This window comes from Desulfomarina sp., assembly GCF_054039375.1.
Map to the genome: position 1 here is coordinate 1 of NZ_JBPLBA010000062.1, position 23,204 is coordinate 23,204.

A 23,204-nucleotide genomic window follows, 5' to 3' on the forward strand; every position below is an offset into this window, starting at 1 on the left:
GTTTCTTTTTGAGAATCTTCCTTTTGCTGGATCAGAAGAAGATTATGAACAGTTGCTGCCCTTTAATTTAACAGAAAAGCAATTGGAATTGCCTGTTGGGTGGAGTGTGGTTTGATGAGCGCTTACCATTTTTATAAAAATAAATTGAAAGGCCTTCAAACCATGATTACGTTCTTGTGTTGTAACGATTTAAAGGAGTAGACAAGACCGTTTCAATCAACATAACCGACGTTGTTTTTTTTGCAGTCGGTTATATATGATTCCCATACAACAGGAGGAAGATGCATGGCAGACAAAATGGCAGTTTACAAATGTGAGCTTTGTGGAAACATCGTGGAAGTTCTTACCGCCGGAACTGCAGATCTCATGTGCTGTGGCCAGCAGATGACCATGATGGCAGAGAACACAACCGATGCCGCTGTTGAAAAACATGTTCCCGTTCTCACGAAAACCGACGCGGGATGGACCGTGACTGTGGGTTCCGTAGATCATCCCATGACGGAAGACCATTATATCGAATGGATAGAACTCATTGCCGGCAAGACGGTATATCGTCAGTTTCTTGACCCGAATGATAAGCCGGCAGCACACTTTCCACCACTGGATGGTGATGTCTCAGCCAGAGCCTACTGTAATCTCCATGGCCTCTGGAAAGCTTAATCCTTCCTCCCCCGGACAACTGCTCCGGGGGAATTTTCAACTCCATTCCCACCCTTTGCTCCCGCCCCCTTCGCCTTGACAGAACCACAAAAAGTCCTCAGTTTGTAAGGATGGACCATGAAACAGGCCCAACTTCACCCCCCCCGGCAATCAAACCCGGGTTTCCCGGGAAAGGAGATGCTATGACACAGATTCTTATCATATATGCGAGTGATTTCGGTAACACGGAAAAAATGGCACAGGCCACTGCTGATGGAGTACGGTCGATCAAAGGGGCGCAACCACTTGTTAAAAAAGCTGAAGAGACCACAAAAGAGGACATGAAGGGAAGTGACGGGATATTGTTCGGCAGTGCTGTTCATATGGGCAGTATGGCCTGGCAGATGAAAAAATTCATCGACCGCATCTGTTCGGGACTCTGGCTGGAAGACAGTATGAACGGTAAAGTTGCCGGGGTTTTTGTTTCCGGCGGCGGTTTCGGTGGCAGCGGAGCCGGTGCGGAACTGGCCATGCTCAGCATGCTGAATAATATTGCAGAACTCGGCATGCTTATCGTACCCTTGCCCAAGAACACATCTCTCTATACAAAGGGTGGTCTGCACTGGGGTCCTTACGGTCGCAGTGCCGATGAATCCATGGAACATATCGGCGTAACTGACGATGCTCTGACGGTGTGCAGGACACATGGTGCAAACGTAACCAGGATCGCGATGATTATGAAGGCCCATCCTGTCTTTGTCGATTGATCCGGGAAAGTTCACAAGGGAGGAACCATGGCCAGTATAAAAAAGAACTACCGCACGGAAACGGACAGCATGGGAGATATCAAGGTTCCGGCAGAAAGCCTCTACGGCCCTCAGACCCAGAGGGCGATCGAGAATTTCACTATCTCTGATACTCCATTTCCCTGGAGCTTCATCAAAGGGTTACTTCTAATCAAAAAATCCGCTGCAGAAACAAATGCCGACCTGAAACTTCTCCCCCATGATCTCGCTTCTGCAATAGTGGACAGTGTCGACAAACTCCTCTCTTCCCGACCACAGGACCAGTTTCCAGTATCCGTTTTCCAGACCGGCTCAGGAACAAGCACCAATATGAACGTCAATGAGGTTATCTGCGGTCTTGCAGCCCGAAAAGGCATAAACCTGCTGCCCAACGACCATGTCAACTTCGGCCAGAGCAGCAATGATGTTATTCCTGCTGCCCTGCATCTCTCCGCAGCCATGGAAACACAGGACAAACTCCTTCCCGCTCTCGACAAACTTGCCGACGAAATTCTCCAGTTCGGCAAAGCCAACAGTGATGTGATTAAAACGGGCAGGACCCATCTCATGGATGCCCTGCCCATCCGTCTCCAGGCAGAACTTGACGGATGGGTCATGCAGCTTCTTGAATCATGTGAACGGATCAGGGACTCCCTCGGCAGGTTGCAAAGGCTGCCCCTGGGGGGAACAGCTGTGGGCAGTGGTGTCAACTGCCATCCCGAATTTCCAGGAAAGGTGATCTCCATTTTAAACGAAATAACCGGCCTTTCATTTGCCAGGGCCCCCTCCCTTTACAAGGGCATCAGCAGCCTGGACACGGTTGTGGAATTCTCAGGTGTCCTTAAAGCCACTGCAACCGCTCTCTACAAAATTTGCAGCGACCTGCGATGGATGAACTCCGGCCCCGATGCGGGCCTGTCCGAAATACGTTTGAAACCACTGCAGCCCGGTTCAAGTATCATGCCCGCCAAAGTCAACCCGGTTATTCCGGAAGCGGTCTGCATGGCCATGGCAAAAGTAATCGGCAATGACACAACTATCCAGGTCTGCGGCCTCGGCGGTAACTTTCAGCTCAATACCATGCTGCCGGTAGCGGCGACAACTATCCTGGATTCCATTCAGCTTCTCAGTGGCAGTTGTCTTTCCCTGGCAGAAAAGGTGATTCCCGACATGCAGGTTGACCGCGAAACATGTAAAAGCAGATTACTTCTCAATCCCATGCTCGTCACATCACTCAACCCGATAATCGGCTATATGAAGGCCGCGGAAATCGCAAAAACAGCAACCAGAGATAAAAGACCGGTTCTTGATGTGGCAAAGGAAATGACGGATATCCCTGAAACTGACCTTAAAAGACTGCTTGACCCGAAAAACCTGGCAGACTGGCAGGTGGAAAAAGAAAGAAAAAGACACTGACCCCTAACAGAATTTTTTCCTTAACAGATGAAAAAGCTGCACCAGGTAATGAAAAACAACCCGGAAATTCATCTTTGAAACCCCAAAACTCCGGTCCCTGAAAATGATGGGGACCTCCCTGACCCGAAGGGATTGTCCCCCTCCGGCCAACACCTCCAGGCCAACCTTAAAACCGTGAACGGATCCGTCAAGAGAGGCAAGTCTTTCCCGTTCCACTGCAAAAAAACCGGCAAGTGGGTCTTTCACATTCGTAAACAACCTGGCGGGAATGGTAGCCAGTTTTGATGCAAACCTGCGATAAAACGGCCAGTCAGGCATGGCAGCACCGGCCACATATCGACTGCCGATAACCATATCACAGGAACCTTTCAGAAGAGGCGTTATCAGCTCCGGCAGGAGTTCCGGAGGATGGCTGAGATCTGCATCCATCACTACCACAAACCGGGTATCGGCGGCACATGCCCCTGCAACAACCACTTCCATCAGATCGTCATCCGGCTCCAGGCAGAGCAGAAAAACATCTCCCTTTTCCTGCCAAGCCATCACCTTTTCCCCGGTTTTATCAGTGGAAGCGGAATCAACAAAAAGAACGGAGAAATTCAGCCCCGATTTACTCCTGACGGCAAACAGACGAGTCAGCAGAGGATCAATATTTTCCTCTTCGTTCAAAGTGGGAATAATAACAGTAACGGAACACATAAGCCCCCCATACACCAGATTCCTGACCCCTCTTAATTAACGCTCCAACTCCTCACGAACCACACGGGAAATATTGCTCATGGTATAGGGTTTTCGCAAGTAGATTATCAATCCAAGTTTACGGGCCTCCTTGATCCTGGCAAAATCCGTATAACCACTGGCGATAATCGCCCTCTGCTCCGGACGATGCAGCAATACCCTGCGATAGGTCTCCAGTCCGTCTATACCGGGGTCCATAATCATATCAAGAATGAGAAGATCAATATTATTCCTCTGCACATGGATCACAGCCTCTTCCCCAGATGAAACCGCAAAAGCATTGTAACCGAGCTCTTTCAGGATATCGGTGGCAATCATGCGCTGTTCCTCCACGTCATCAACAACTAGAATGGACTCACCCTGTCCCCGATACAGCTCTCCGTCAACCACGGGAATATCCTTTTTCTCTTCCATTGTTGCCGGGAAATAAAGAGAAAAAATCGTGCCTTCTCCAGTCTTGCTGACCACGTTAATATACCCTTTATGATCCTGTACAGTGCCCCAGACCACAGTCATTCCAAGGCCTGTGCCGCTCAAACCCATTTTTTTCTTGGTATAAAACGGCTCAAAAATAAACTCGAGATCCTCCTCATTTATTCCCTGGCCGGTATCACGCACAGTCAGCAGCACATAATACCCTTCATTCACCTTACCATAACCTGATACGGGTGTATCCAGGTAACAGTTCTCAAGTCGGACAACAACTTTTCCCGGCTCCCTCATGGCTTCGGCAGCATTGATAACCAGATTCATAATAGTTTTGCCGAGATGCAGCTCAGACCCCATGATCTGCATAATGTCCGGTTCCAGATCTTTCACGATCTTCACGTGGGGATGAAGATCAAGCATCTTCCTGCATTCCGGACTGTCAAGATATTCATCAAGAACCTTCTCAAGATTGACAACCTCCATGGCCGTAACACCGCGACGGGAGAGTGTCAGCAGATCCTGAACAATGGCAGCCGCTTTCTTACCGGAAGCCTGAATCGTACAGAGAGGAGCGTGCAGTTCATGATCTTTTGAAATCCGCATGAGCAACAGCTCCGGATAGGAAACAATTCCCGAGAGAATATTGTTCAGATCATGGGCCACACCCGCTGCCAGGGTGCCTATGGCCTCCATTTTCTGAGCCCGCGCCAGCTGATCCTGTATTATTTTTCGTTCCGCGACCTCTTTTTTCAACTGTTCATTGGAACGAACCAACTCCCTGGTCCGGTCCTCCACCTGCTCCTCCAGCTGGTTCTGGTACTGGGCCAGCTTTTCATCCCGCTTTTCTATCTCAGCGAGCATGCTGTTAAAACTATCGGTAAGAGAACCGAACTCATCATCATTAAATTTTTTCACCCGCACGGAGAATTTCTGTTTCAGTTTAACAGTTTCCATGGTTTTCAGCAGCTCAAAAAGCGGCCAGGCAATAAATCGATGGAGCCTGATGGAAACAACCTGGGCCAGTAAACCAAGTGCACAGATAAGGACAATTACGATGACAATAGAAATAATCAGTCTGTTATACAGTCGTGCCAGATCCGCTTTGATTGCCAGAAAACCAAGCCGCTTTTTATCCATCATGACGGGAGAGGCCAGGGAAAGATACCCTTCATTAAAATTATGCACCTCCTCCCCCGATTTAGCCTGCATGGCCTGGGCGAGAAGTTTCTTTTTCATTGCATAATCGATCTCTTCAACCCCTTTCCCCTGCCTTGAGTACCTGGCAAATACTGTACCGTCATTTCTGAAAATTGTGGCACATTTCACATACGGTGCGGCTTTCAAAGCTAAAAGAGTATCTTCAGCGGTCAGCGGATCATCAAATATTAGAGCCGCCGTACTGTTTTTACTGATGGTATTAGCGAGAATTGCCAGATTTTCCACCATATTACGCCTGAAGGAATAAACTTTATCGGTGATAAAGCATATGGCCATGAAAATAACGAGAAAACTGCAGATCGCCATGACTATATACGCCAGCTTGGCCTGCACAGGACGATTTCCAAACCGATGATTCATTGTTCATCCCCTGAAACTGTTGTTACAAGCCTGGCAAGTTTCAATACCTGTGCACTCACTCTGAACCCACTCTTTCTGATCTGCTCGACATTCATCTCTATCAGGATTCTGCTGCCCCGGGTGACCAGGTTGATCATTCCTCCCCGTCTGCAGAATCCAGCTTCCTCCCCCACCGTTAAAACATTATTTTTTATCGCAGGATAAGAAAAACAGGTTCCTTCGGGGACACTTCCCCTGGAAATAAAGAGCATATCTATTCTGGACCATACAATCTGATCAGGAGAACCATACTGTTCGACCACAATTTTCCGATTCCCCGTATATTCACCTGCCACTACCTTGCTCAAAAGGGACCCGAATGATTCTCTGCCAAGAACACCAATGACAAACGGATCCACCTTATGTTCTGATCCCGGCCGGGTAACAAATTTAATAAGGTTATAGAGAAAAACTGCTTTTACCTGACTTTCCTTGAAAACTTTCGGGTGTGCCGCAAGGACATTTCCTTTAGCAATACCCAGCAGCAAAAAAGTAAGCAGACAGGTTTCCAGGATACACCTGAGCCTTCTCCTCTTATTCCACTGGATTAAATTTGCAGTATCGGGTTGTGACATCATTTCCGTATGAAAAGCGACAATCAATAGTTCCAGGTTAATTTTGCAAAAAACCTTCGGGGCACCTCTGTACCGGTTATATTTGTAATACTGGCGTACTCCCGGTGCCTGGAATCCGTCAGGTTTTCAATATTGAGGCTCAGATCAAAATTTTTATTTATTTCCCAGCCAAGCCTGAGATCAAATCGGATATAGGCATCCACAGGCTGATTTCCCAGTTCATCCATATAATAAAACTCACTGTCAAGGGAGACATTCTCCCACACATCCATATAGGATCTTACCTGGACCATATGTTGCGGGTAATCGTCCTGTATAAATTTTCTGCTGGTTATTCTGATATCGGGATCTGCATCAAAACTCATCTTCAGCAGAGAATATCCAAAAGCAAGCTTCCACCAGTCCGCGGCCTGCAGGGTTGCCAGGAGTTCAAGACCGTAAGCTTTTCCAGACAATGCATTGGTAATATAGTTGGGGACCAGCAGGAGTGAATCGGAAAAGGTGGAAAAATACGGAGCGCCAACCTCCAGGGATCTGAGATTCTCGTAAACATTATAAAAAACGGCCGTATCAAGCGACAACCTGCGAAATGGCCGGCAACGATGACCAGCCTCATAGGCCACAAGTTCCTCCGCCTCAAAATCATGATTTCCCTCAATGGTGCTGGCAACCAGATTGCCGCTGGAATCGAGAGAAGCAACTGTAAAGATCGTCATATCATGGTCCGCCCGGGCCGGTGTACGAACAGCCCTGGAAACCGAGGTCCAGAACGTCTGGTCATTGCTGGTTTTCCAACGCATTCTCATATTGGGTTGCACTTCAAAACCACTGTAGTCATTATGCTCAAATTTGGAGCCTACAGTCAGCCACCAGCGATTATCCACCAGGATTATCTCATCCTGAATAAACGCGCTGAAAAGCTCATCAGTCCTCTCCCCGGGATTAAAATAAGTGTACTGCGTCGACGTAATCTCATCGGAACTGACCCGGTACCCCAGCCCCCAGACCACGTCATGATACGATGATGCAGTCCAGACATATTGAAAATCCAGATCAAACGTTGTCCTTTTTTCCTCAACAATCAGCAGATCTTTTTCCGTATAGTCCCAATATGCCTGAAGAGAAACCAGGTTGCCGTTGCTGAAATCTCCTTCCCATCTGGTCAAAAGATTCCCCGTGAATGTGTTAAAATCGGTGTCCAGATTTTCCTGGCCCGGAAAACCAGGGAAAGAATAGGCAACACCTTCATTACCACGCTGGATATCACCCTGTACCCGGATTCTTCTCTCCCGCTCCGGTTCGAGATCAACCCTGAATCCCCCCTGCATCATATCCCAGTCATCTTTGCCGTCTGTACCGTCTTCCAGGGGAAATTCGTTGTGCTCCGCCCCCTTCATGTAAAAACGATAGCCACCTGTTTTTCCAATCGCACCTCCATACCGTGCCGTGGCAATGAGAGGATCATATGATCCTCCTTCCAGCGACACCAGACCTCCCATGGTTTCAGACGTTGACTTGGTGATAATATTGATCACACCATTAACCGCGTTTGCTCCCCAGAGTGTCGCCCCCGGTCCCCGGATAACTTCAATACGGTCAATATCTTCCATCACCGTGTCCTGAACATCCCAGAATACTCCTGAGAAAAGGGGGGTATACACCGATCTTCCATCCATAAGGACAAGCAGCTTGTTGCTGAAAAGTTCCCCGAACCCCCTGGCACTGATTATCCATTTATTGCTATCCAGCTGAGAAACCTGAATACCCGGCACCATGCGCAGGGCTTCAGGAATATTCCTGGCCCCCGTTCTCTTTATATCTTCAGCGGTAATGACAAAAACAGCGGTTGCCGTATCCGTCAGCGATTCAGGCCGTTTCGACGCTGAAGTTACCTGTGTGCGCAGTAAGTCCTCAATGTTGAGCCCCTTCAGGTAGTCAAGACTGTCGTCTCCTGTTGCAGCCACCACCCGGCCGGGTCCATGAGAAAGCAGGCCAAATCCGCAGAGCAGTACGCTGACAAGCTGTGGACTGATTTTCAATAAATAGTGTGCCCTCAAATTCATTGTTTCTTCCTGTTTCAAATCACAAATGCGTTTTTCTTTTTCAGACTGTTTTCCCACACAGATCAGCCAATTTAATAAAGACGACTGGTCTCTACAAGGATATAAAAAAAAAGAGTCACATGGAAATTATTTCTCAGGAAAATAGAGAAAATTGCTTACAGGGATCCCGAATTCACAGGATTTTTTCCGTACAAATACGCTATAGCAAACAAAAGCGCCTGTAAATATTTTTCGGACTCTTTGAATGGCAAACAATACCATTCTTGACAGAAACCAAAAAACAGAATATATTCACCATAAATGGAGATTTTAACAAATGATTGACAAAATAAGTCTCGATATACTGAAAATACTTCAGGAAAAAGCCCGGATCCCCAATGTGGAGGTTTCCAGACAGGTGGGCCTCGCCCCTTCAGCCGTGCTGGAACGAATCCGCAAAATGGAAAAACGCGGCATTATTGACGGCTACGAGGTTCGTCTTAACCCGGAACGATTCAACCGGGCCCAGGTCGCCTTTATCACTGTGACCACAACCCCGCGTGATTGCAGGAAAGTCGGCGAAAAACTGGCTGAAATCAAGGAAATCCAGGAAGTGCATCTGGTGGCGGGATCAGACGGTTTCCTGGTGAAAATCCGAACTGGCAATACCACGGAGCTGGGCAACCTGCTCTGTGAAAAGATTCTCGCCATTCCGGGCGTTCTCTCCACCCGGACTTCAACTGTGCTGGCAACCGTCAAGGAAACCAGCAGAATCCCTATACAACTTTGACCTGGCCAGGAACCATGCCTCTATCACAATCCTTTAAAGAACGTCTCTATCCCCATCTTGAAACAATCAGAGGCCATTTTGGCACCCCTTTTCATGTCTATGATGAAACCGGTATCCGGGAAACGGGTGAACAGCTACAGAAAGTTTTTTGTGAAATTGAACATTTCAGGGAATATTTTGCTGTCAAGGCACTGCCCAATCCTAAAATCATGGAAATTATGCAGTCCATGGGATTCGGCTTTGACTGCAGCTCCATTGCTGAACTTAAACTCAGCCGTAACATTGGCGCCCGGGCCAGCGACATCATGTTTACCTCCAACAACACTTCACCTGAAGATTTTGCCGAGGCTGCAGAAAACGGTGGTTGTATCCTCAACCTGGATGATATAAACCTGCTCGACAAGGTTCCAGAAATACCGGAACTTATCTGCTTTCGTTATAATCCCGGGGCAAAACGAACCGGGAACGATATCATCGGCAATCCCCTGGAGGCAAAATACGGTGTCAGCCATGAACAGGTAATCGATGCCTACCGGAGGGCACGAGAACTTGGAGCAAAAAAATTCGGCATCCACACCATGGTGGCCTCCAACGAGTTGAACTATTCTTATATGGTCCAGACCACACGTATGCTGCTGGAGCTGATCAGAGAAATTTCAGCTGAACTTGATATTCGTTTTGAATTCATCAATATTGGTGGAGGCCTTGGTATTCCTTACAAACCTGATGAAGCATCCCTGGACCTGAAAAACATGGGTCGGGAAATTTCAGCTCTTTTTCACACCTTTGCCGGGAAAGAAAACTATCAGCCGGCCCTGTTCATGGAAAGCGGCCGCTACATGACCGGCCCCCACGGAGCCCTGGTTGTGAGTGCCATTAACCGCAAGGAAATCTACCGCACCTATATAGGGGTCGACGCCTCCATGAGCAGCCTGATGCGTCCCGCTCTTTACGGCGCCTACCACCATATTGATGTTATCGGCAAGGACTTCGCCAATGGTGCGGAGACCGTGGATGTCGTGGGCTCCCTCTGTGAAAATAATGATAAATTCGCCATTCAACGTGACCTCCCTCCCATTGAAGATGGCGATATCCTTGTTATCCATGACACAGGGGCCCACGGTCATTCCATGGGATTCAATTATAATGGCAATCTGCGGCCGAAGGAATTATTGTTGAGGGAAAACGGTGATATCGAACTCATCAGACGGGCGGAGCGGGTTGAGGATTATTTTGCCACCCTCGATTTTCCGCCGGACACCCTTTCCCGGTAAAATTTATGGCCATTGATATCGACATATTTCTTGATACGGTTACAGAAGCGATCAGGGATAAGGATGTCCCGGTCGTTGATCTTATTGCAGTACAGACCAGGGACCCGTTCAAGGTTCTGGTAGCAACGATCCTCTCCGCCCGAACCAAAGACGAGACCACAGCCAGGGCATCGAAAAAACTTTTTAAACAGGCCCCCGACAGGGAAGGGCTTGCCGGACTAACAGAAGAGGAAATATCCATGCTGATCTATCCGGTCGGGTTTTACAGGAACAAGGCCGGCTACCTGGCAAAGCTGCCCGAAGCCCTGGACAGGTTCGGAGGCCGCGTACCTGACACCATTGAAGAGTTGATCACCCTGCCCGGTGTGGGCAGGAAAACCGCTAATCTGGTGGTCAGCGTTGCCTTTGGCAAGCCTGCCATCTGTGTCGATACCCATGTCCACAGAATCCTCAATATCTGGAACTATGTGAAAACCGACACACCCCTGAAAACAGAGATGGCCCTCCGAAAAAAACTTCCGGAAAAACACTGGATTACAGTCAACTCCATCCTGGTTGCCTTCGGACAGTCAATCTGCCGCCCCATCAGCCCCCACTGCGATGTCTGCCCCCTGGAAGACGGATGCCCTCAACATGGTGTAAAACCGAGAAAAATCCCCGGCACCAATCAGAAGAAAAACCAAACACTCACCCTTCTTTCATGGAACGTCAACGGCATCCGCGCCATGGAAAAAAAGGGTTTTATCGACCTGCTGCAGGACCTTGACGCGGATGTCATCGCTATCCAGGAGACCAAGGCCCAGCCGGACCAACTCTCGGACAAATTAAAAAACATCCCGGGTTACACCTCATTCTGGCACAGCGCGGAAAAAAAAGGATATTCCGGTGTTGCCTTCTACAGCCGCATCACCCCCCTTTCGGTAAAAGAAGGAATAGGAGAAGCAGAATTTGACCGTGAAGGACGGGTACTCACCCTGGAATTTGACACCTTTTATCTCGTTAATATCTACTTTCCCAACAGCGGCAACCATCTGAAACGACTGGATTTCAAACTCCGCTTCAACAACTGCCTGCTGAATTTCGCCAGGGACCTGGAAAAGAAAAAGGATGTGGTGCTTTGCGGTGATTTCAACGTGGCCCACAAGGAGATAGACCTCACCCATCCGAAAGCAAATGAAAAACATGCCGGTTTCACTCCGGAAGAAAGGCGCTGGATGGACACCTTTATTGAAGCCGGTTTTATTGACACTTTCCGTATGTTCAATCAGGAGCCGGGAAATTACTCCTGGTGGAGTTACCGCTTTAACGCGCGCGCCAAAAACGTGGGCTGGCGTATCGACTATTTCTGCGTCAACCGGGCTGCCGAAAAACGAGTCAAAAGAGCCGAAATTCTCCAGGAAATCATGGGGTCTGATCACTGCCCGGTTTTGCTGGAAATTGGTTAGGAGTTTGATGTCAATATCGTTAACTTATGGACAAGATGGTTCAGAAAAGTCCCATTCTGACCTTGGCCGAGGGTGTCTGCAGCCAGGACGGCTGCAGTCAAGCCCCCAGGGACGGGTTTACGGCGTCCCTCGGGCGAGGTCGGAATGGGACTCATCGCTTAAGTTAACGACATTGAGTTGGATGTCATGAGGTATTCCCTTATTTTTCCGGCGCCGGCAGGCAGTGGATAATCTGCCAGATCCTCCGGGTGTATCCAGCAGAAATTTTTTATGTTGCTGCCAGTTCCGGGAATACGGCGGTCATCCAGGAGCACACAGTGAAAGCAGTGCAGGGTGACTTTATAGCGGGTGTAGTGATGCACAACAGTAGTAAGCTGTTCTTTAACCTGAACACTCAAACCACAGGCGGCCCGGATCGCTTCTGCCACGTTCATCTTCGTCCAGCTGCCCTTCATTTCTCCGCCTGGAAAATCCCACAAACCGGCCCAGAGCTTTTCCTCTTCTCCTCTCTGCAACAGAAGAATCTCTCCGCGGGAAAAAACAAGGCCGGCCACCCGAGTGACTTCAAGTGTTTTCCTTGTTTTTCCGGTAACAGGGCGCTTTGTCACCGTGCCATTCTCCAGGGCCAGACAATATCCGCTTACCGGGCAGGATTGACAGGCCGGTTTCCTCGGAGTACAAATCAGGCCGCCCAGTTCCATCAACGCCTGGTTATAAAGACGAGCCTGACCTCCGGGCAACAGCCTGTCGGCAATCTTTCGTATTCTGTTGTTTCCCTCTTTTTCCCGAACGGGAGAGGCGATATCAAAGAGACGGGCATATACCCGCAACACATTGCCATCCACCACGGCCACATCAATATTTCCGGCAACACTGGCAATGGCAGCGGCGGTATAGGGGCCGATACCTGGCAGTTTCAGGAGCTCCCCGGGATCGCAGGGAACAATCCCGCCATGTTCTTCCATGATAACAGCCGCAGCCCTGTGCAGATTAGCGGCCCTGGAATAGTATCCGAGTCCCTCCCAGAGTTTTAGAATTTCCTGGCGAGGAGCTGCCGCAACACTTGCGACATCAGGAAAACGGGCCACCCATTTCTTAAAATAAGTGACCCCGCGTTCCATCTGCGTCTGCTGCAGCATAATCTCCGAAATCCACACATGGTACGGATCGTAGGTCCGCCGCCAGGGCAGATCCCGCCTGTTATCCCTGAACCAACGGATCAGCTGTTCCTGCAGAGTGTTGCCCGGATCACCGCTGTTCACATTCTTTTATACAGCTCCAATGTCCGTTCCCGTGTCATCTGCTTTTCCCAGTCCGGTCCCAGACAGTTCTCCCAGAGCGGCACCAGGCCGAGAGCGGTGGTCACCATCAGATCAAGAGATTCATCACTCATGCCCGCGGTCAGGTTACGGGGCAGGCTGATATTGTGTCGTTCCATCATCCGCCGGAATTCCTTCACACCCTCGGGGTAAAATTCCTCGAGGTAGTCAAAGGCAATACAGCAGCCGATACCATGATGAATCCCCAGTACATAGGATAAACCATAGGAAAGCGCGTGACAGGCCCCAACCTGGGAATAGGCGATGGACATACCGCCGAAATAGGATGCCATCATCAGCTTGTCATCCCTGTCCTGATGGTCTTCAAGAAAAACCTGGCGACAGAGATCAATGGACTTTTCCCCGTAGGCCTTGCTGAACTCATTGATAAAAGTTCCTTCAAGGGATTCCACATCGTGGATATAGCAGTCCATGCCGGTGTAAAACCATTGATCCTTCGGCACATCGGCAATCAGTTCCGGATCAAGAATAATCTGATGAAACAAGGTGAAATCAGAATTAATTCCCAGCTTCTTGACCGGCCCCGTCAAAATGGCCGTACGAGAAATCTCCGCTCCGGTTCCCGCCAGGGTCGGCACCGCCACATGATAAACTGACGGATTCTTAATCAGGTCCCATCCCTGATAATCAGCAGATGAACCGGGGTTAGTCAGCATCAGGGAAATGGCCTTGGCGATATCCATGGTGGAGCCGCCTCCAATACCAATAATACCATCCGGCACAACATCTCTGTATGTCCTGATCTCCTCCACAAGCCTGTCAATATAACTGGTTTTCGGTTCATCATCCACATTGACCCGGAGCAGCAGATCATCCCCTTCAAGAGGCAGTCTCGATTCAATGGGTTTGTCCTTGAATACATCATCAATGACAAAAACCACATATCCTCCCTCACTAACCCGCCTGGGAGCAATGACATCACCAAGCTGGTTAAAGGCTCCCCGACCGAACATGATATTCGGTACTATGGCAAAATTTCTATACATTTTTTCTATTCCTTTTCTGATTCACCTGAAATCGTGAAGTAAGTAATTGGTCACAGGTACCAGGAATAAGCATCCTTCAAGCCCTCTTCGAAGCTGAGGAAAGGTTGCCAGCCCAGTGAATTTATACGGCCGGTATCCAACAGTTTTCTGGGTGTTCCGTCCGGCTGTTCAGGATTATACACGGTTTCTCCACGAAATCCCACCAGGCGGCAGATTATTTCCGCCGTCTCCCGGATAGTGATATCCTCTCCCGTTCCCACGTTCAGAAAGGAAGGGTTGCCGTCCTCAAAGCAGGACTGTTCCAGCCCCATCACGAAGACGGATGCGGCCGCCATATCATCCACATGGAGAAACTCCCGCCTCGGCGAGCCGGTTCCCCACAGCCTTACCCTGGGAATCACACCGGAATCAAGCGTTTTTGTATCCGCACAGTAGCCCATGCTCTCACAAATATCGGCCGGGATTGGTCCATATTTATCCTCATCCCTGACTATTCCTTCCACGTCACCAGCCATGGCCAGTTTCGCCAGATGAAATTTACGGATCATGGCTGGAATAACATGGCTGTTCTCCAGGTGATAATTATCACCTGGGCCAAAAAGATTGGTAGGCATAACTGAACGATAACGGGTGCTGTACTGCCGGTTATAGGCCTCACACATCTTGATTCCTGCAATTTTGGCAATGGCATACGGCTCGTTCGTGGGTTCAAGGACATCGGTCAACAGATATTCTTCCCTCATGGGCTGGGGAGCAAACTTGGGATAAATACAGGAGCTGCCAAGAAAAAGCAGATGTTCTACATCACTCCTCCAGGCCCCGTGGATCACATTGGCCTGGATCATCAGGTTCTGATAAATAAATTCAGCAGGATAACTGTTATTGGCATGGATCCCACCCACGCGGGCCGCGGCCAACACAACCCGATCAATTTTCTCCCTGCGGAAAAAAGAAAACACCGCTTTCTGATCAAGAAGATCAAGCTCCCTGTGGGTACGGGTAACTATATTAGTGCAGCCCATGTTCTTCAGTTTTCTGACAATCGCCGAACCGACCATACCACGATGACCGGCGACATAGATCTTTTCATCAGAAGAGAGAGAGGATGATGACTGAGTGAATCGGGGATCAATGCTCATCTGCGTAACTCCAGAGAGTACTTACATTATGGATTTTGGCCGAAGGCTTTACCTTTTACTCATGTTTCTCAAGAACAGCAAAACCTTCATTGCGGCAGAGTTCATCGCGGCGCGCTTCTTCCAGATCGTAACGCATCATCTCAGCCACCAGTTCAGCAAAACTTGTTTTCGGCACCCATCCAAGCTGTTTTTCGGCCTTGCCCGGATCCCCCAGCAATGTCTCAACTTCCGTGGGCCTGAAATAGCGGGGATCAACCCGGACTACAATGTCACCAACACTCATCTTGCAGCCAAGTTCACCGTCGGGAACACGCTCCACAATACCGATTTCATCAACCCCTTCACCCTCCCAACGCAGACCCACCCCCAACTCAGAAGCCGCTGCGTCGACAAAATCCCGTACCGAATGCTGCACACCGGTAGCAATCACAAAATCATCGGGCTTTTCCTGCTGAAGCATTAACCACTGCATCTCCACATAATCTTTCGCATGGCCCCAGTCCCGCCTGGCATTCATATTGCCAAGATGAATACAATCCTGAAGACCGAGAAAAATACGGGCAAGCGCCCTGGTGATTTTCCGGGTGACAAAGGTCTCACCGCGCAGGGGAGATTCATGGTTAAAAAGGATACCATTGCAGGCGTAAATATTATAAGCTTCCCGGTAATTGACAACAATCCAGTAGGCGTACATCTTCGAAACCGCATAAGGGGATCGAGGATAAAACGGGGTCTTTTCCGTCTGGGGAACCTCCTGTACCTTGCCGAAAAGCTCGGAGGTGGAAGCCTGGTAAAAACGGGTCTTTTCCGTCAAACCAAGAATACGAATCGCCTCAAGGACCCGCAATGTCCCCAGGGCATCGGAATTGGCAGTATATTCAGGTTCTTCAAAGGAAACAGCGACATGGGACTGGGCGGCCAAGTTATAAATCTCGTTGGGCTGCACCTTGCCAATTATATGGATCAGACTGGAAGAATCCGTCAGGTCACCATGATGCAGAATAAAATTTCTCTCCCCCTCATGGGGGTCCTGGTAGAGGTGGTCGATCCTGTCCGTATTAAAAAGAGACGCCCGCCTCTTTATTCCATGCACCTCGTATCCTTTTTTCAACAGGAATTCAGCCAGATACGCCCCATCCTGCCCGGTAATACCGGTTATCAATGCTTTTTTCATATTTGTCTGTTCTCGGTCAATGCCGTTAACTTAAGCGACGAGTCCCATTCCGACCTCGTCCAAGGTCAGAATAGGACTTTCCTGAACCATCTTGTCCTTAAGTTAACGACATTGTGTTCTCAATTATTGAATAAGGAAATCATAGAATTGCTATTCCTTTGAGGGTAACTGGTCGCAGGGATAGCAACTCTATGATTTTATTACCTCTGAGGAGTTACGGTCCAGGAGTATATCATTGAAATTTTTTAATGGAACGTCCCCGACCAATACCATAGTAAGCCAGCCCCATTGCCTCCACCCGCGCAGGATCATAGAGATTTCGACCGTCAAAAATCACCCTGTCTTTTAATTCTTTTAAAAGCTGCTCAAAATCCGGTACCCGGAAACTCTTCCATTCAGTGACAATGACCAGTCCATCAGCCCCATGAAGTGCCGCTTCCTTGGTCCCCATCAACATCAGGTCATCCCGTGTCCCATAAATCCGCTGGGCCTCTTCCATCGCCTCCGGATCATAAGCCTGCACACGGGATCCTGCCTTCCACAATGATTCCAGCAGCACCCTGCTGGATGCCTCGCGCATGTCATCGGTATTCGGTTTAAAGGAAAGCCCCCACACAGCAAAGGTTTTGCCTGCGATATCACCATTGTAAAACGACTGGATATGCTCAAAGAGTTTTTCCTTCTGGGCATAATTTACACTCTCCACCGCCCGCAGAATCTTTGCTTCGTAACCAATTTCACTGGCAGAACGTTCCAGTGCCTGCACATCCTTGGGGAAACAGGAGCCACCATAACCGCAGCCGGGATAAATAAACTGGTAGCCAATACGGGAATCAGATCCTATCCCCCTCCGTACCTGTTCAATATCAACACCCATACGCTCGGCAAGATTAGACATTTCATTCATAAAGGAGATTTTGGTAGCCAGCAGACAATTGGCAGCATATTTAGTGAACTCGGCACTGCGCACATCCATGATCATTATCTTGTCATGGTTCCGGCTGAAAGGCTCATACAGCTCGCGCATCTTTGCCTCCACCGCATCCGAATCGGTGCCGACAATAATCCGTTCCGGCCGCATACAGTCATCCAGAGCTGAACCTTCCTTTAGAAATTCCGGATTGGAAACAACATGCAGATCCAGATCTTTCCTTCGCTCTGCCAGGATTCCAAGCATATGAGCACGAACCTTATCGGCGGTTCCCACCGGCACCGTTGACTTGTCAATGACAATTTTCGCCTCTTCCATCAGTTCGGCAATCCTGCCCGCCACCGCCAGAACATACTTGAGATCCGCACTGCCGTCCTCATCGGGCGGTGTACCCACCGCTATAAACTGCAGTTCGGCATGATCAACACCATCTTTGGCGTCAGTTGTGAAAGCAAGTCGTCCCCGCTCATGATTTTTTAAAACCAGATCGGAGAGACCCGGTTCAAAAATCGGGATGACACCCTTCTTCAACCCTTCAATTTTGGTCTCATCCACATCCACACAGCAGACATTATGACCGACATCGGCCAGCACCGCTGCCTGAACCAGACCCACATATCCGACACCAAATACAGTTACATTCATAAAACCCTCAACATGGAAATAAATTAGTTCCGGAAACAAAGAAAAACAGCATAATATCCACCATCACAAAACTAATCAAGCCTAACCTATGGTTTATTCAAAAATAGAGTAACTGCTCACAGGCAACTCCTCAAACTGCTCGAGATCCGGGATGTCCCCGAGAATCACTTTATCATTCAGGGTCAGCCAGGCGTGGGCCTCCAGCCTGCCGTCCCCCTTTCTGACCCCGATATGAAAGCAGGTGCGATAGCCGTATTCGGCGAAAATTATATGCCCCGCAAGGGCCTGGGGCAGACAGCGGCTCTTAACAACCGTCATGGCCGACTTTTTAATAAGCCAGGAAATACGCCCGGCGGAAAGGGACGATGCGGCAAAACGAGCTAATCTCTTTTCGGCCTGTGCTGAAGATTCCCGCAGCAGGTCATCAAAAGAACGATGCTTCAATGCCCTCCGGAAACGGAACACCAGCAGAAACGCCTGGCAGAACACCAGTTTTTCGGAAAAAGTAAGAGAGAAGAATCTGCGAAAAGACGCCATAAAACTATTCCACTCAGTAATGCAACAGAGAGCCTTCTTTTCGGGCAATCCTTACAGCCAGAATAATGGCACAGATACCAGCCGCAGGAAAAACAACGGAAAAAATCGCCAGCACCGAAAGCTCACCATAAATTTCCCGTAATCCTGCCCCATTCAGCAACACCTGACGCAACGCTTCAAGACCGTAAGTAATCGGCAGAATTTTTGAGACATGCTGCAGCCAGTCCGGCAGGACCGCAACCGGGTACATGGCCCCACCCAGCAGACCGGAACTGACATTAAGCAGAAAACTGACGGGACTCCCCTGCTTGAACACAATTATAAATGCAGCAGAAAGCAGACCGATACCGACAAAAGGCAACAGCAAAAGAAGAAAAGCAAGCAGAAGTGCCGGAATACTGCCGGAATGAAACCGTACCTGAAACACAAAAAAACCGAGCATGAAATAAAACAGCAGTCGAAAGCTGGTGGACAGCAGCTTATACATATAGGAAGAAAAAAGGATGGTCATGATGGAAGTAGGTGAAACCAGTAATGATTCAAGAGTACCCAATGTCTGTCCACTGCGGATTTCCGCTGCAAAACTTGAGGTGGAAAGGGAGAGGTAATCGGTAACCGCAACCCCTATCAGCAGAAAAGAGAAATAATCTCCGCCATAACTCTCCAGGGAGGCAAGTTTTTGGTCCCCGATCATCCGTGCCAGCATGAAAAAGAGGGTCGAAGTAAAAAGTACCCCCGTTCCCTGCATGATGAACTGCAGCCTGTAACTGGCAGCAATTCTGAAATCACGTATAAGAAAGGCCATCGGCTTGCAGATCAGTTCACGCCAAAGTTCCATCCGGCCCTCCACTCTGTTCATGACTGTTCACCAGCTCCGAAAACGACTCTTCCAGGGGATACTCTAGTTTTCTGCATTCATAGATTCGCACCTTATTTTCGACAAGTCTGCCGATCAGTTCAGGTACTTCTTCGTCCTCCATATAACAGCGACACGCCACCCGGCCGCCTTTTTCATCCTCCTGTACAAAACCATCCAGACCGACAAGAATATCATCCAGCCGATCCAGGGAAAAATAATAACGCTGCCGCCCCGTCACGGCCTCCGTCAAATTCCCCGGCTCCCGGCAACCGATAACCCGCCCATGATGGAGTATGGTCACCCGGTCACAGAGCTGTTCAGCTTCCGCCAGATTATGGGTGCACCAGAGGATCGTTTTCTTCTGCCGCCTGGAAAGCTCAGTTTTAATAAACTCCAGCAGATCGCGGGAACTGATGGGGTCAAGATTGGAAGCAGCCTCATCCATCAGAAGAACCTGCGGGTCACCCAGCAGCGCCCTGGCAATAGCCAGCCGCTGACGTTCCCCGGATGAATAGGTGCCGAGCCTGACCGAAGCTTTCTCCGACATCCCCACAAGATCAAAAAGATAGTCAAGCCGTCGTGCCAGTTTTCTGCCGGAAAGATTATGGAGTTTACCGAAAAAAACCATGTTGTCTCTGCCACTCAGCCGCCAGTAGAAGGAACGGGAATTGGTGTTGACAAATCCCACCTGCTCCCTGATACGTTTTCCATCCCCCGCGCCATCCAGACCAAGTACGGAAACAGTACCACCATCGGGAACAATCAGGGTAGCAAGAATCTTCAGCAGCGTTGTCTTGCCGGCACCATTAGGCCCCAGCAACCCCATAATCTCCCCCTTCTCAACGGAAAACGAGACCTCATCAAGGACCCGCACCTGTCGGACCCTGCCGGACAGCAGACTCCGCCAGTTTCGTACGGGAAAAACCTTGGTGACATGATGCAGCTTGATAGCGGCCATGGCTCATCCACCGTAATTGCTCAAGATATCGACTTTGCCTTCCAAAGTTTAATATTCTCCCTGATCCGTACGGCGGCCCGGCCGTCACCATAGGGGTTGCTGTGAATCACCGGGGAATCATTTTCTCCGGCATCAAGCAGCCTCCCCACTTCCTTCACAATCGATTCTCTGTCCGTGCCTACCAGTATCACAGTTCCGGCCTCCAGGGCCTCGGGACGTTCTGTTATTTCCCGCATGACAAGTACAGGTTTTCCAAGGGACGGTGCCTCCTCCTGAATACCGCCTGAATCGGTGAGAATCACCCGACATCTGTTCATCAGAAAAACAAAAGGAGCGTAATCCAGCGGTTCAATGAGATGGATATTTTTTTTATTCCCCAGGATGGAATAAACAGGCTGCTGCACATTGGGATTAAGATGAACAGGATAGATAAAATGCAGATCAGGATTCCCGGCAGCCAGGTCTGAAACCGCCGCGCAGATATCACGAAATCCGGCACCGAAATTCTCCCTTCTGTGCCCGGTTATCAACACATACGGCTTTCCAGCCAGAACCACATCTTTTGCTGAACCGAAAACATTTCCCCATTCCCGCCTGTCCCCGACCTGATCCCGTACCCACAGCAACGCGTCAATAACAGTATTACCGGTTACATGAATATATTCTTCCGCCACTCCTTCCGCCCTGAGATTCCGCCTCGCGGATTCGGTTGGCGCAAAATGGAGTCTGGCAAGACGGGATGTCAACACCCTGTTGGCCTCTTCGGGAAAGGGCGCGGCAAGATTGCCGGTCCGCAGCCCGGCCTCCACATGGCCTACTGGAATACCACCATAAAAACCGGCAAGGGATGCGGCAAAACAGGTGGTCGTATCCCCGTGAACCAGGAGCAGATCCGGTTTCTCCTCCCCGATAACATCTCTTATCCCCAGGAGCACCTTGCTGGTCACATCATACAAGTTCTGGCCCACCCGCATGATGTCCAGATCGTAATGCGGAACAATGGAAAACAGTTCCAGCACCTGGTCCAGCATCCTCCGATGCTGCCCCGTTACACAGACTTTTGCATTAAAGTGCGGATCCTCGGCCAGAGCACGCACCACTGGAGCCATTTTTATAGCCTCGGGCCGGGTACCAAAAACTGAGAGAACCTTCATCACACCACCACACAGTTACGACCGCTGTTTTTCGCACGGTAAAGATTTTCATCACATTTCTTCAACCATGCCTCCCTGTCCATTCCGGGAAAAAGGGTGGAGATACCGATACTGGCGGTTACGGAACGATCCGGCAGTATGGACAGACTCTGAATCTCTTTTTGAAGTTTCCTGGCAACCTCAAAACAGCCCTCACTGTCAGTATTATACAGTATTATGAGAAACTCTTCTCCGCCGATGCGAAAAGGCATATCACTCACACGAAAATTATGTGACAGAATCCTGCCCACAGCTTTCAGCACCCTGTCACCCGTATCGTGACCAAACTGATCATTGACCGCCTTGAAGTGATCCAGATCCAGCATAATCAAGGAAACAGGATTACCGGCACGTCTGTTCCGGGTAACTGCATGTTCGAGAGAATCCTGTAGCAGGAAGCGTTTGTACAGACGGGTCAGGGGATCAAGGACAGCCTGTTTCTTCAGTTTGAAGTGCTGCCTGTAAATTTCATGAATGGCAGCAAAAGCAAAAAAACTTGTGCCCAGCAGAATGGCAATAAACCGTATGGCAACAGGCTTCTCCAGAACCTGATAGGCTGCAATGCAGATGATCCCGTCAAAAACGACGTTAACCTTCCATGCCAGTTTTTCCGGAAGAATATAATAAATGGCAAACACACCAAGAAATGCCCAGTAAGAACCCCTTACATCCAGTTGGAAAATCGCCATAGTTATCGCTACAGTTATGGCAGGAACCACGGCAAACAGATTAATACTGTAGCAGTATATTCCCCGCCAACAGTACCAGGAATTAACAAAACAGACCAAAACAACTGCAGTTGTCAACCCTCCCAGCAGAAAGCGGTTCTGGATGAAATTAAAGATACAGAACGGCAACAGAATCACAATGGATGCTAACGCAACCCACTGAGTGGACTTTACCAGAAACTCGGGAACTTCATCTATCTTCTTTTGTGAATTCATTCTCCTGAATCCTGCACAAAGTGGTTACAAACAGCACTCCAGAAAGCTTGGTAAAGCTTTTTGCGGTCAAAGTCAATACTTTCAAAGTAATTGTTCACAGGCACCCAGCTTTTCATGGTCTCTTTTGTCCGCATAGGTTGGCAACATTGAGACAAGTGCAGGCCCTGAGATAAAGATTCGGTAATCTTTCTAATGAATCCTTGTATATTGGAAAAAAAACCACCAATGTTTTCCCTGTCCGGAATGCAACCGGAATATTTTTTATTTCACACCTATGAGTAATTTTGTTCAAAATCAGGGACTGAAAAAATAAGCGCAGACATCTAATTGATATTTCAAGCATTATTTTTTTGAATATAACACAGAGTTTGGGCGAAAGTCCCTTTTATGGACAGGCAACAACTAACATTTCACCTGGAGTAATGATCATGAAGACACACCAATTATTTTTAGGAGCGGTTTTTCTTTTTACCTCAACCACACTGCTCACACCAGCCTTTTCCCCGGCCACCGAGCCCGGTAAAGCCGCTTCCATGCTGACCAATATTGCCAGTGAGGCGGGACTTATGGAAAAGATCAATATCAATACGGCAAGCGTTGACGCCCTCTCCCAGATTCCCGGCATCGGACCGCAGATCGGCCAGGCAATTGCCGCCTACCGGGAGGCCCACGGAGCCTTTGCGAGCGTAAAAGATCTTGCAAATATTGACGGGATAGACGCCAGCCTGCTGGAAAAAGTCATGCCCCT

21 protein-coding genes are annotated in these 23,204 nt (G+C 49.1%); 7 read left to right on the plus strand and 14 right to left on the minus strand.

Going from position 1 to position 23,204, the window contains the following annotated elements; genetic code table 11:
• Nucleotides 1-285: 285 nt before the first annotated feature.
• From ACXLDX_RS03415 to ACXLDX_RS03425, 3 genes are all read left to right on the plus strand, one after another.
• Nucleotides 286-660, plus strand: a complete 375-nt coding sequence (locus tag ACXLDX_RS03415) for a desulfoferrodoxin (RefSeq protein ID WP_457575788.1) — start codon at nucleotides 286-288, stop codon at nucleotides 658-660.
• Between the two features lie 182 nt (nucleotides 661-842).
• Complete coding sequence (locus ACXLDX_RS03420; protein WP_457575789.1) at nucleotides 843-1,406, plus strand: NAD(P)H-dependent oxidoreductase; 564 nt, start codon at nucleotides 843-845, stop codon at nucleotides 1,404-1,406.
• Nucleotides 1,407-1,433: 27 nt separating this feature from the next.
• On the plus strand, nucleotides 1,434-2,840 hold the full coding sequence (locus ACXLDX_RS03425) for a class II fumarate hydratase (RefSeq protein WP_457575790.1): 1,407 nt from the start codon (nucleotides 1,434-1,436) through the stop codon (nucleotides 2,838-2,840).
• Between the two features lie 3 nt (nucleotides 2,841-2,843).
• On the opposite strand, the gene ACXLDX_RS03430 is transcribed toward ACXLDX_RS03425, so the two are convergent.
• From ACXLDX_RS03430 to ACXLDX_RS03445, 4 genes are read right to left on the minus strand one after another with little or no spacing between them, the layout of a single operon-like run.
• Nucleotides 2,844-3,539, minus strand: coding sequence for a polyprenol monophosphomannose synthase (locus ACXLDX_RS03430; protein WP_457575791.1), 696 nt, complete (start codon nucleotides 3,537-3,539; stop codon nucleotides 2,844-2,846).
• Nucleotides 3,540-3,575: 36 nt separating this feature from the next.
• Complete coding sequence (locus tag ACXLDX_RS03435; RefSeq protein WP_457575792.1) at nucleotides 3,576-5,585, minus strand: ATP-binding protein; 2,010 nt, start codon at nucleotides 5,583-5,585, stop codon at nucleotides 3,576-3,578.
• Nucleotides 5,582-6,202, minus strand: coding sequence for a YfiR family protein (locus tag ACXLDX_RS03440; protein WP_457575793.1), 621 nt, complete (start codon nucleotides 6,200-6,202; stop codon nucleotides 5,582-5,584). The genes ACXLDX_RS03435 and ACXLDX_RS03440 overlap by 4 nt, the downstream gene beginning before the upstream one ends.
• Before the next feature lie 20 nt (nucleotides 6,203-6,222).
• A complete protein-coding gene (locus ACXLDX_RS03445; RefSeq protein ID WP_457575794.1) occupies nucleotides 6,223-8,262 on the minus strand; it encodes a TOL_0244 family TonB-dependent receptor in 2,040 nt (679 codons plus the stop codon).
• A gap of 316 nt (nucleotides 8,263-8,578) precedes the next feature.
• Here ACXLDX_RS03445 and ACXLDX_RS03450 point away from each other — a divergent pair, with 316 nt between their 5' ends.
• The 3 genes from ACXLDX_RS03450 to ACXLDX_RS03460 are packed head-to-tail and all read left to right on the plus strand — an operon-like array spanning nucleotide 8,579 to nucleotide 11,750.
• Nucleotides 8,579-9,031 (plus strand): Lrp/AsnC family transcriptional regulator, encoded by a 453-nt coding sequence (locus tag ACXLDX_RS03450; protein WP_457575795.1) that lies wholly within the window; start codon nucleotides 8,579-8,581, stop codon nucleotides 9,029-9,031.
• A 14-nt stretch (nucleotides 9,032-9,045) separates the two neighbouring features.
• Nucleotides 9,046-10,305 carry a diaminopimelate decarboxylase gene (locus tag ACXLDX_RS03455; protein WP_457575796.1) on the plus strand — a complete coding sequence of 420 codons (1,260 nt, stop codon included), beginning with the start codon at nucleotides 9,046-9,048 and terminating at the stop codon, nucleotides 10,303-10,305.
• A gap of 5 nt (nucleotides 10,306-10,310) precedes the next feature.
• Nucleotides 10,311-11,750, plus strand: coding sequence for an exodeoxyribonuclease III (locus tag ACXLDX_RS03460; protein ID WP_457575797.1), 1,440 nt, complete (start codon nucleotides 10,311-10,313; stop codon nucleotides 11,748-11,750).
• A gap of 158 nt (nucleotides 11,751-11,908) precedes the next feature.
• On the opposite strand, the gene mutY is transcribed toward ACXLDX_RS03460, so the two are convergent.
• The 10 genes from mutY to ACXLDX_RS03510 all read right to left on the minus strand — a co-directional run bounded on the left by mutY (nucleotide 11,909) and on the right by ACXLDX_RS03510 (nucleotide 22,456).
• Entirely contained in the window at nucleotides 11,909-13,012 is a 1,104-nt protein-coding gene (gene mutY, locus ACXLDX_RS03465; protein ID WP_457575798.1) for an A/G-specific adenine glycosylase, read from the minus strand.
• Complete coding sequence (locus ACXLDX_RS03470; RefSeq protein WP_457575799.1) at nucleotides 13,009-14,076, minus strand: iron-containing alcohol dehydrogenase family protein; 1,068 nt, start codon at nucleotides 14,074-14,076, stop codon at nucleotides 13,009-13,011. Before ACXLDX_RS03470 ends, mutY begins: the two co-directional genes overlap by 4 nt.
• Before the next feature lie 50 nt (nucleotides 14,077-14,126).
• Nucleotides 14,127-15,215: a GDP-L-fucose synthase family protein gene (locus tag ACXLDX_RS03475; RefSeq protein WP_457575800.1), complete on the minus strand. Its 1,089-nt coding sequence runs from the start codon at nucleotides 15,213-15,215 to the stop codon at nucleotides 14,127-14,129.
• Nucleotides 15,216-15,270: 55 nt separating this feature from the next.
• Entirely contained in the window at nucleotides 15,271-16,389 is a 1,119-nt protein-coding gene (gene gmd, locus ACXLDX_RS03480) for a GDP-mannose 4,6-dehydratase (RefSeq protein WP_457575801.1), read from the minus strand.
• Between the two features lie 232 nt (nucleotides 16,390-16,621).
• The gene (locus ACXLDX_RS03485; RefSeq protein WP_457575802.1) at nucleotides 16,622-17,965 is read right to left on the minus strand and encodes a UDP-glucose dehydrogenase family protein; all 1,344 of its coding nucleotides are present in this window, start codon (nucleotides 17,963-17,965) and stop codon (nucleotides 16,622-16,624) included.
• A gap of 93 nt (nucleotides 17,966-18,058) precedes the next feature.
• Nucleotides 18,059-18,502, minus strand: coding sequence for a lasso peptide biosynthesis B2 protein (locus ACXLDX_RS03490; RefSeq protein ID WP_457575803.1), 444 nt, complete (start codon nucleotides 18,500-18,502; stop codon nucleotides 18,059-18,061).
• A 13-nt stretch (nucleotides 18,503-18,515) separates the two neighbouring features.
• Nucleotides 18,516-19,340, minus strand: a complete 825-nt coding sequence (locus tag ACXLDX_RS03495; RefSeq protein WP_457575804.1) for an ABC transporter permease — start codon at nucleotides 19,338-19,340, stop codon at nucleotides 18,516-18,518.
• Nucleotides 19,324-20,319: an ABC transporter ATP-binding protein gene (locus ACXLDX_RS03500; RefSeq protein ID WP_457575805.1), complete on the minus strand. Its 996-nt coding sequence runs from the start codon at nucleotides 20,317-20,319 to the stop codon at nucleotides 19,324-19,326. The genes ACXLDX_RS03495 and ACXLDX_RS03500 overlap by 17 nt, the downstream gene beginning before the upstream one ends.
• A 20-nt stretch (nucleotides 20,320-20,339) precedes the next feature.
• A complete protein-coding gene (gene wecB, locus ACXLDX_RS03505; RefSeq protein ID WP_457575806.1) occupies nucleotides 20,340-21,473 on the minus strand; it encodes a non-hydrolyzing UDP-N-acetylglucosamine 2-epimerase in 1,134 nt (377 codons plus the stop codon).
• The gene (locus ACXLDX_RS03510) at nucleotides 21,473-22,456 is read right to left on the minus strand and encodes a GGDEF domain-containing protein (protein WP_457575807.1); all 984 of its coding nucleotides are present in this window, start codon (nucleotides 22,454-22,456) and stop codon (nucleotides 21,473-21,475) included. The genes wecB and ACXLDX_RS03510 overlap by 1 nt, the downstream gene beginning before the upstream one ends.
• Nucleotides 22,457-22,884: 428 nt before the next feature.
• Between ACXLDX_RS03510 and ACXLDX_RS03515 the strand changes: the two genes are divergently transcribed.
• On the plus strand, nucleotides 22,885-23,204 hold a 320-nt coding region (locus ACXLDX_RS03515; protein WP_457575808.1), incomplete at its 3' end, for a ComEA family DNA-binding protein.

What these genes read in the sequence shown, in the direction of transcription:
- ACXLDX_RS03415 (WP_457575788.1), top strand. Translation starts at nt 286, where the DNA reads ATGGCAGACAAAATGGCAGTTTACAAATGTGAGCTTTGTGGAAACATC.
- ACXLDX_RS03475 (WP_457575800.1), bottom strand. Translation starts at nt 15,215, where the DNA reads ATGAGCATTGATCCCCGATTCACTCAGTCATCATCCTCTCTCTCTTCT.
- ACXLDX_RS03500 (WP_457575805.1), bottom strand. Translation starts at nt 20,319, where the DNA reads ATGGCCGCTATCAAGCTGCATCATGTCACCAAGGTTTTTCCCGTACGA.
- gmd (WP_457575801.1), bottom strand. Translation starts at nt 16,389, where the DNA reads ATGAAAAAAGCATTGATAACCGGTATTACCGGGCAGGATGGGGCGTAT.
- ACXLDX_RS03490 (WP_457575803.1), bottom strand. Translation starts at nt 18,502, where the DNA reads ATGGCGTCTTTTCGCAGATTCTTCTCTCTTACTTTTTCCGAAAAACTG.
- ACXLDX_RS03445 (WP_457575794.1), bottom strand. Translation starts at nt 8,262, where the DNA reads ATGAATTTGAGGGCACACTATTTATTGAAAATCAGTCCACAGCTTGTC.
- ACXLDX_RS03425 (WP_457575790.1), top strand. Translation starts at nt 1,434, where the DNA reads ATGGCCAGTATAAAAAAGAACTACCGCACGGAAACGGACAGCATGGGA.
- ACXLDX_RS03430 (WP_457575791.1), bottom strand. Translation starts at nt 3,539, where the DNA reads ATGTGTTCCGTTACTGTTATTATTCCCACTTTGAACGAAGAGGAAAAT.
- ACXLDX_RS03460 (WP_457575797.1), top strand. Translation starts at nt 10,311, where the DNA reads ATGGCCATTGATATCGACATATTTCTTGATACGGTTACAGAAGCGATC.
- wecB (WP_457575806.1), bottom strand. Translation starts at nt 21,473, where the DNA reads ATGAAGGTTCTCTCAGTTTTTGGTACCCGGCCCGAGGCTATAAAAATG.
- ACXLDX_RS03470 (WP_457575799.1), bottom strand. Translation starts at nt 14,076, where the DNA reads ATGTATAGAAATTTTGCCATAGTACCGAATATCATGTTCGGTCGGGGA.
- ACXLDX_RS03495 (WP_457575804.1), bottom strand. Translation starts at nt 19,340, where the DNA reads ATGGAACTTTGGCGTGAACTGATCTGCAAGCCGATGGCCTTTCTTATA.
- ACXLDX_RS03510 (WP_457575807.1), bottom strand. Translation starts at nt 22,456, where the DNA reads ATGAATTCACAAAAGAAGATAGATGAAGTTCCCGAGTTTCTGGTAAAG.
- ACXLDX_RS03450 (WP_457575795.1), top strand. Translation starts at nt 8,579, where the DNA reads ATGATTGACAAAATAAGTCTCGATATACTGAAAATACTTCAGGAAAAA.
- ACXLDX_RS03440 (WP_457575793.1), bottom strand. Translation starts at nt 6,202, where the DNA reads ATGATGTCACAACCCGATACTGCAAATTTAATCCAGTGGAATAAGAGG.
- ACXLDX_RS03420 (WP_457575789.1), top strand. Translation starts at nt 843, where the DNA reads ATGACACAGATTCTTATCATATATGCGAGTGATTTCGGTAACACGGAA.
- ACXLDX_RS03455 (WP_457575796.1), top strand. Translation starts at nt 9,046, where the DNA reads ATGCCTCTATCACAATCCTTTAAAGAACGTCTCTATCCCCATCTTGAA.
- ACXLDX_RS03485 (WP_457575802.1), bottom strand. Translation starts at nt 17,965, where the DNA reads ATGAATGTAACTGTATTTGGTGTCGGATATGTGGGTCTGGTTCAGGCA.
- ACXLDX_RS03435 (WP_457575792.1), bottom strand. Translation starts at nt 5,585, where the DNA reads ATGAATCATCGGTTTGGAAATCGTCCTGTGCAGGCCAAGCTGGCGTAT.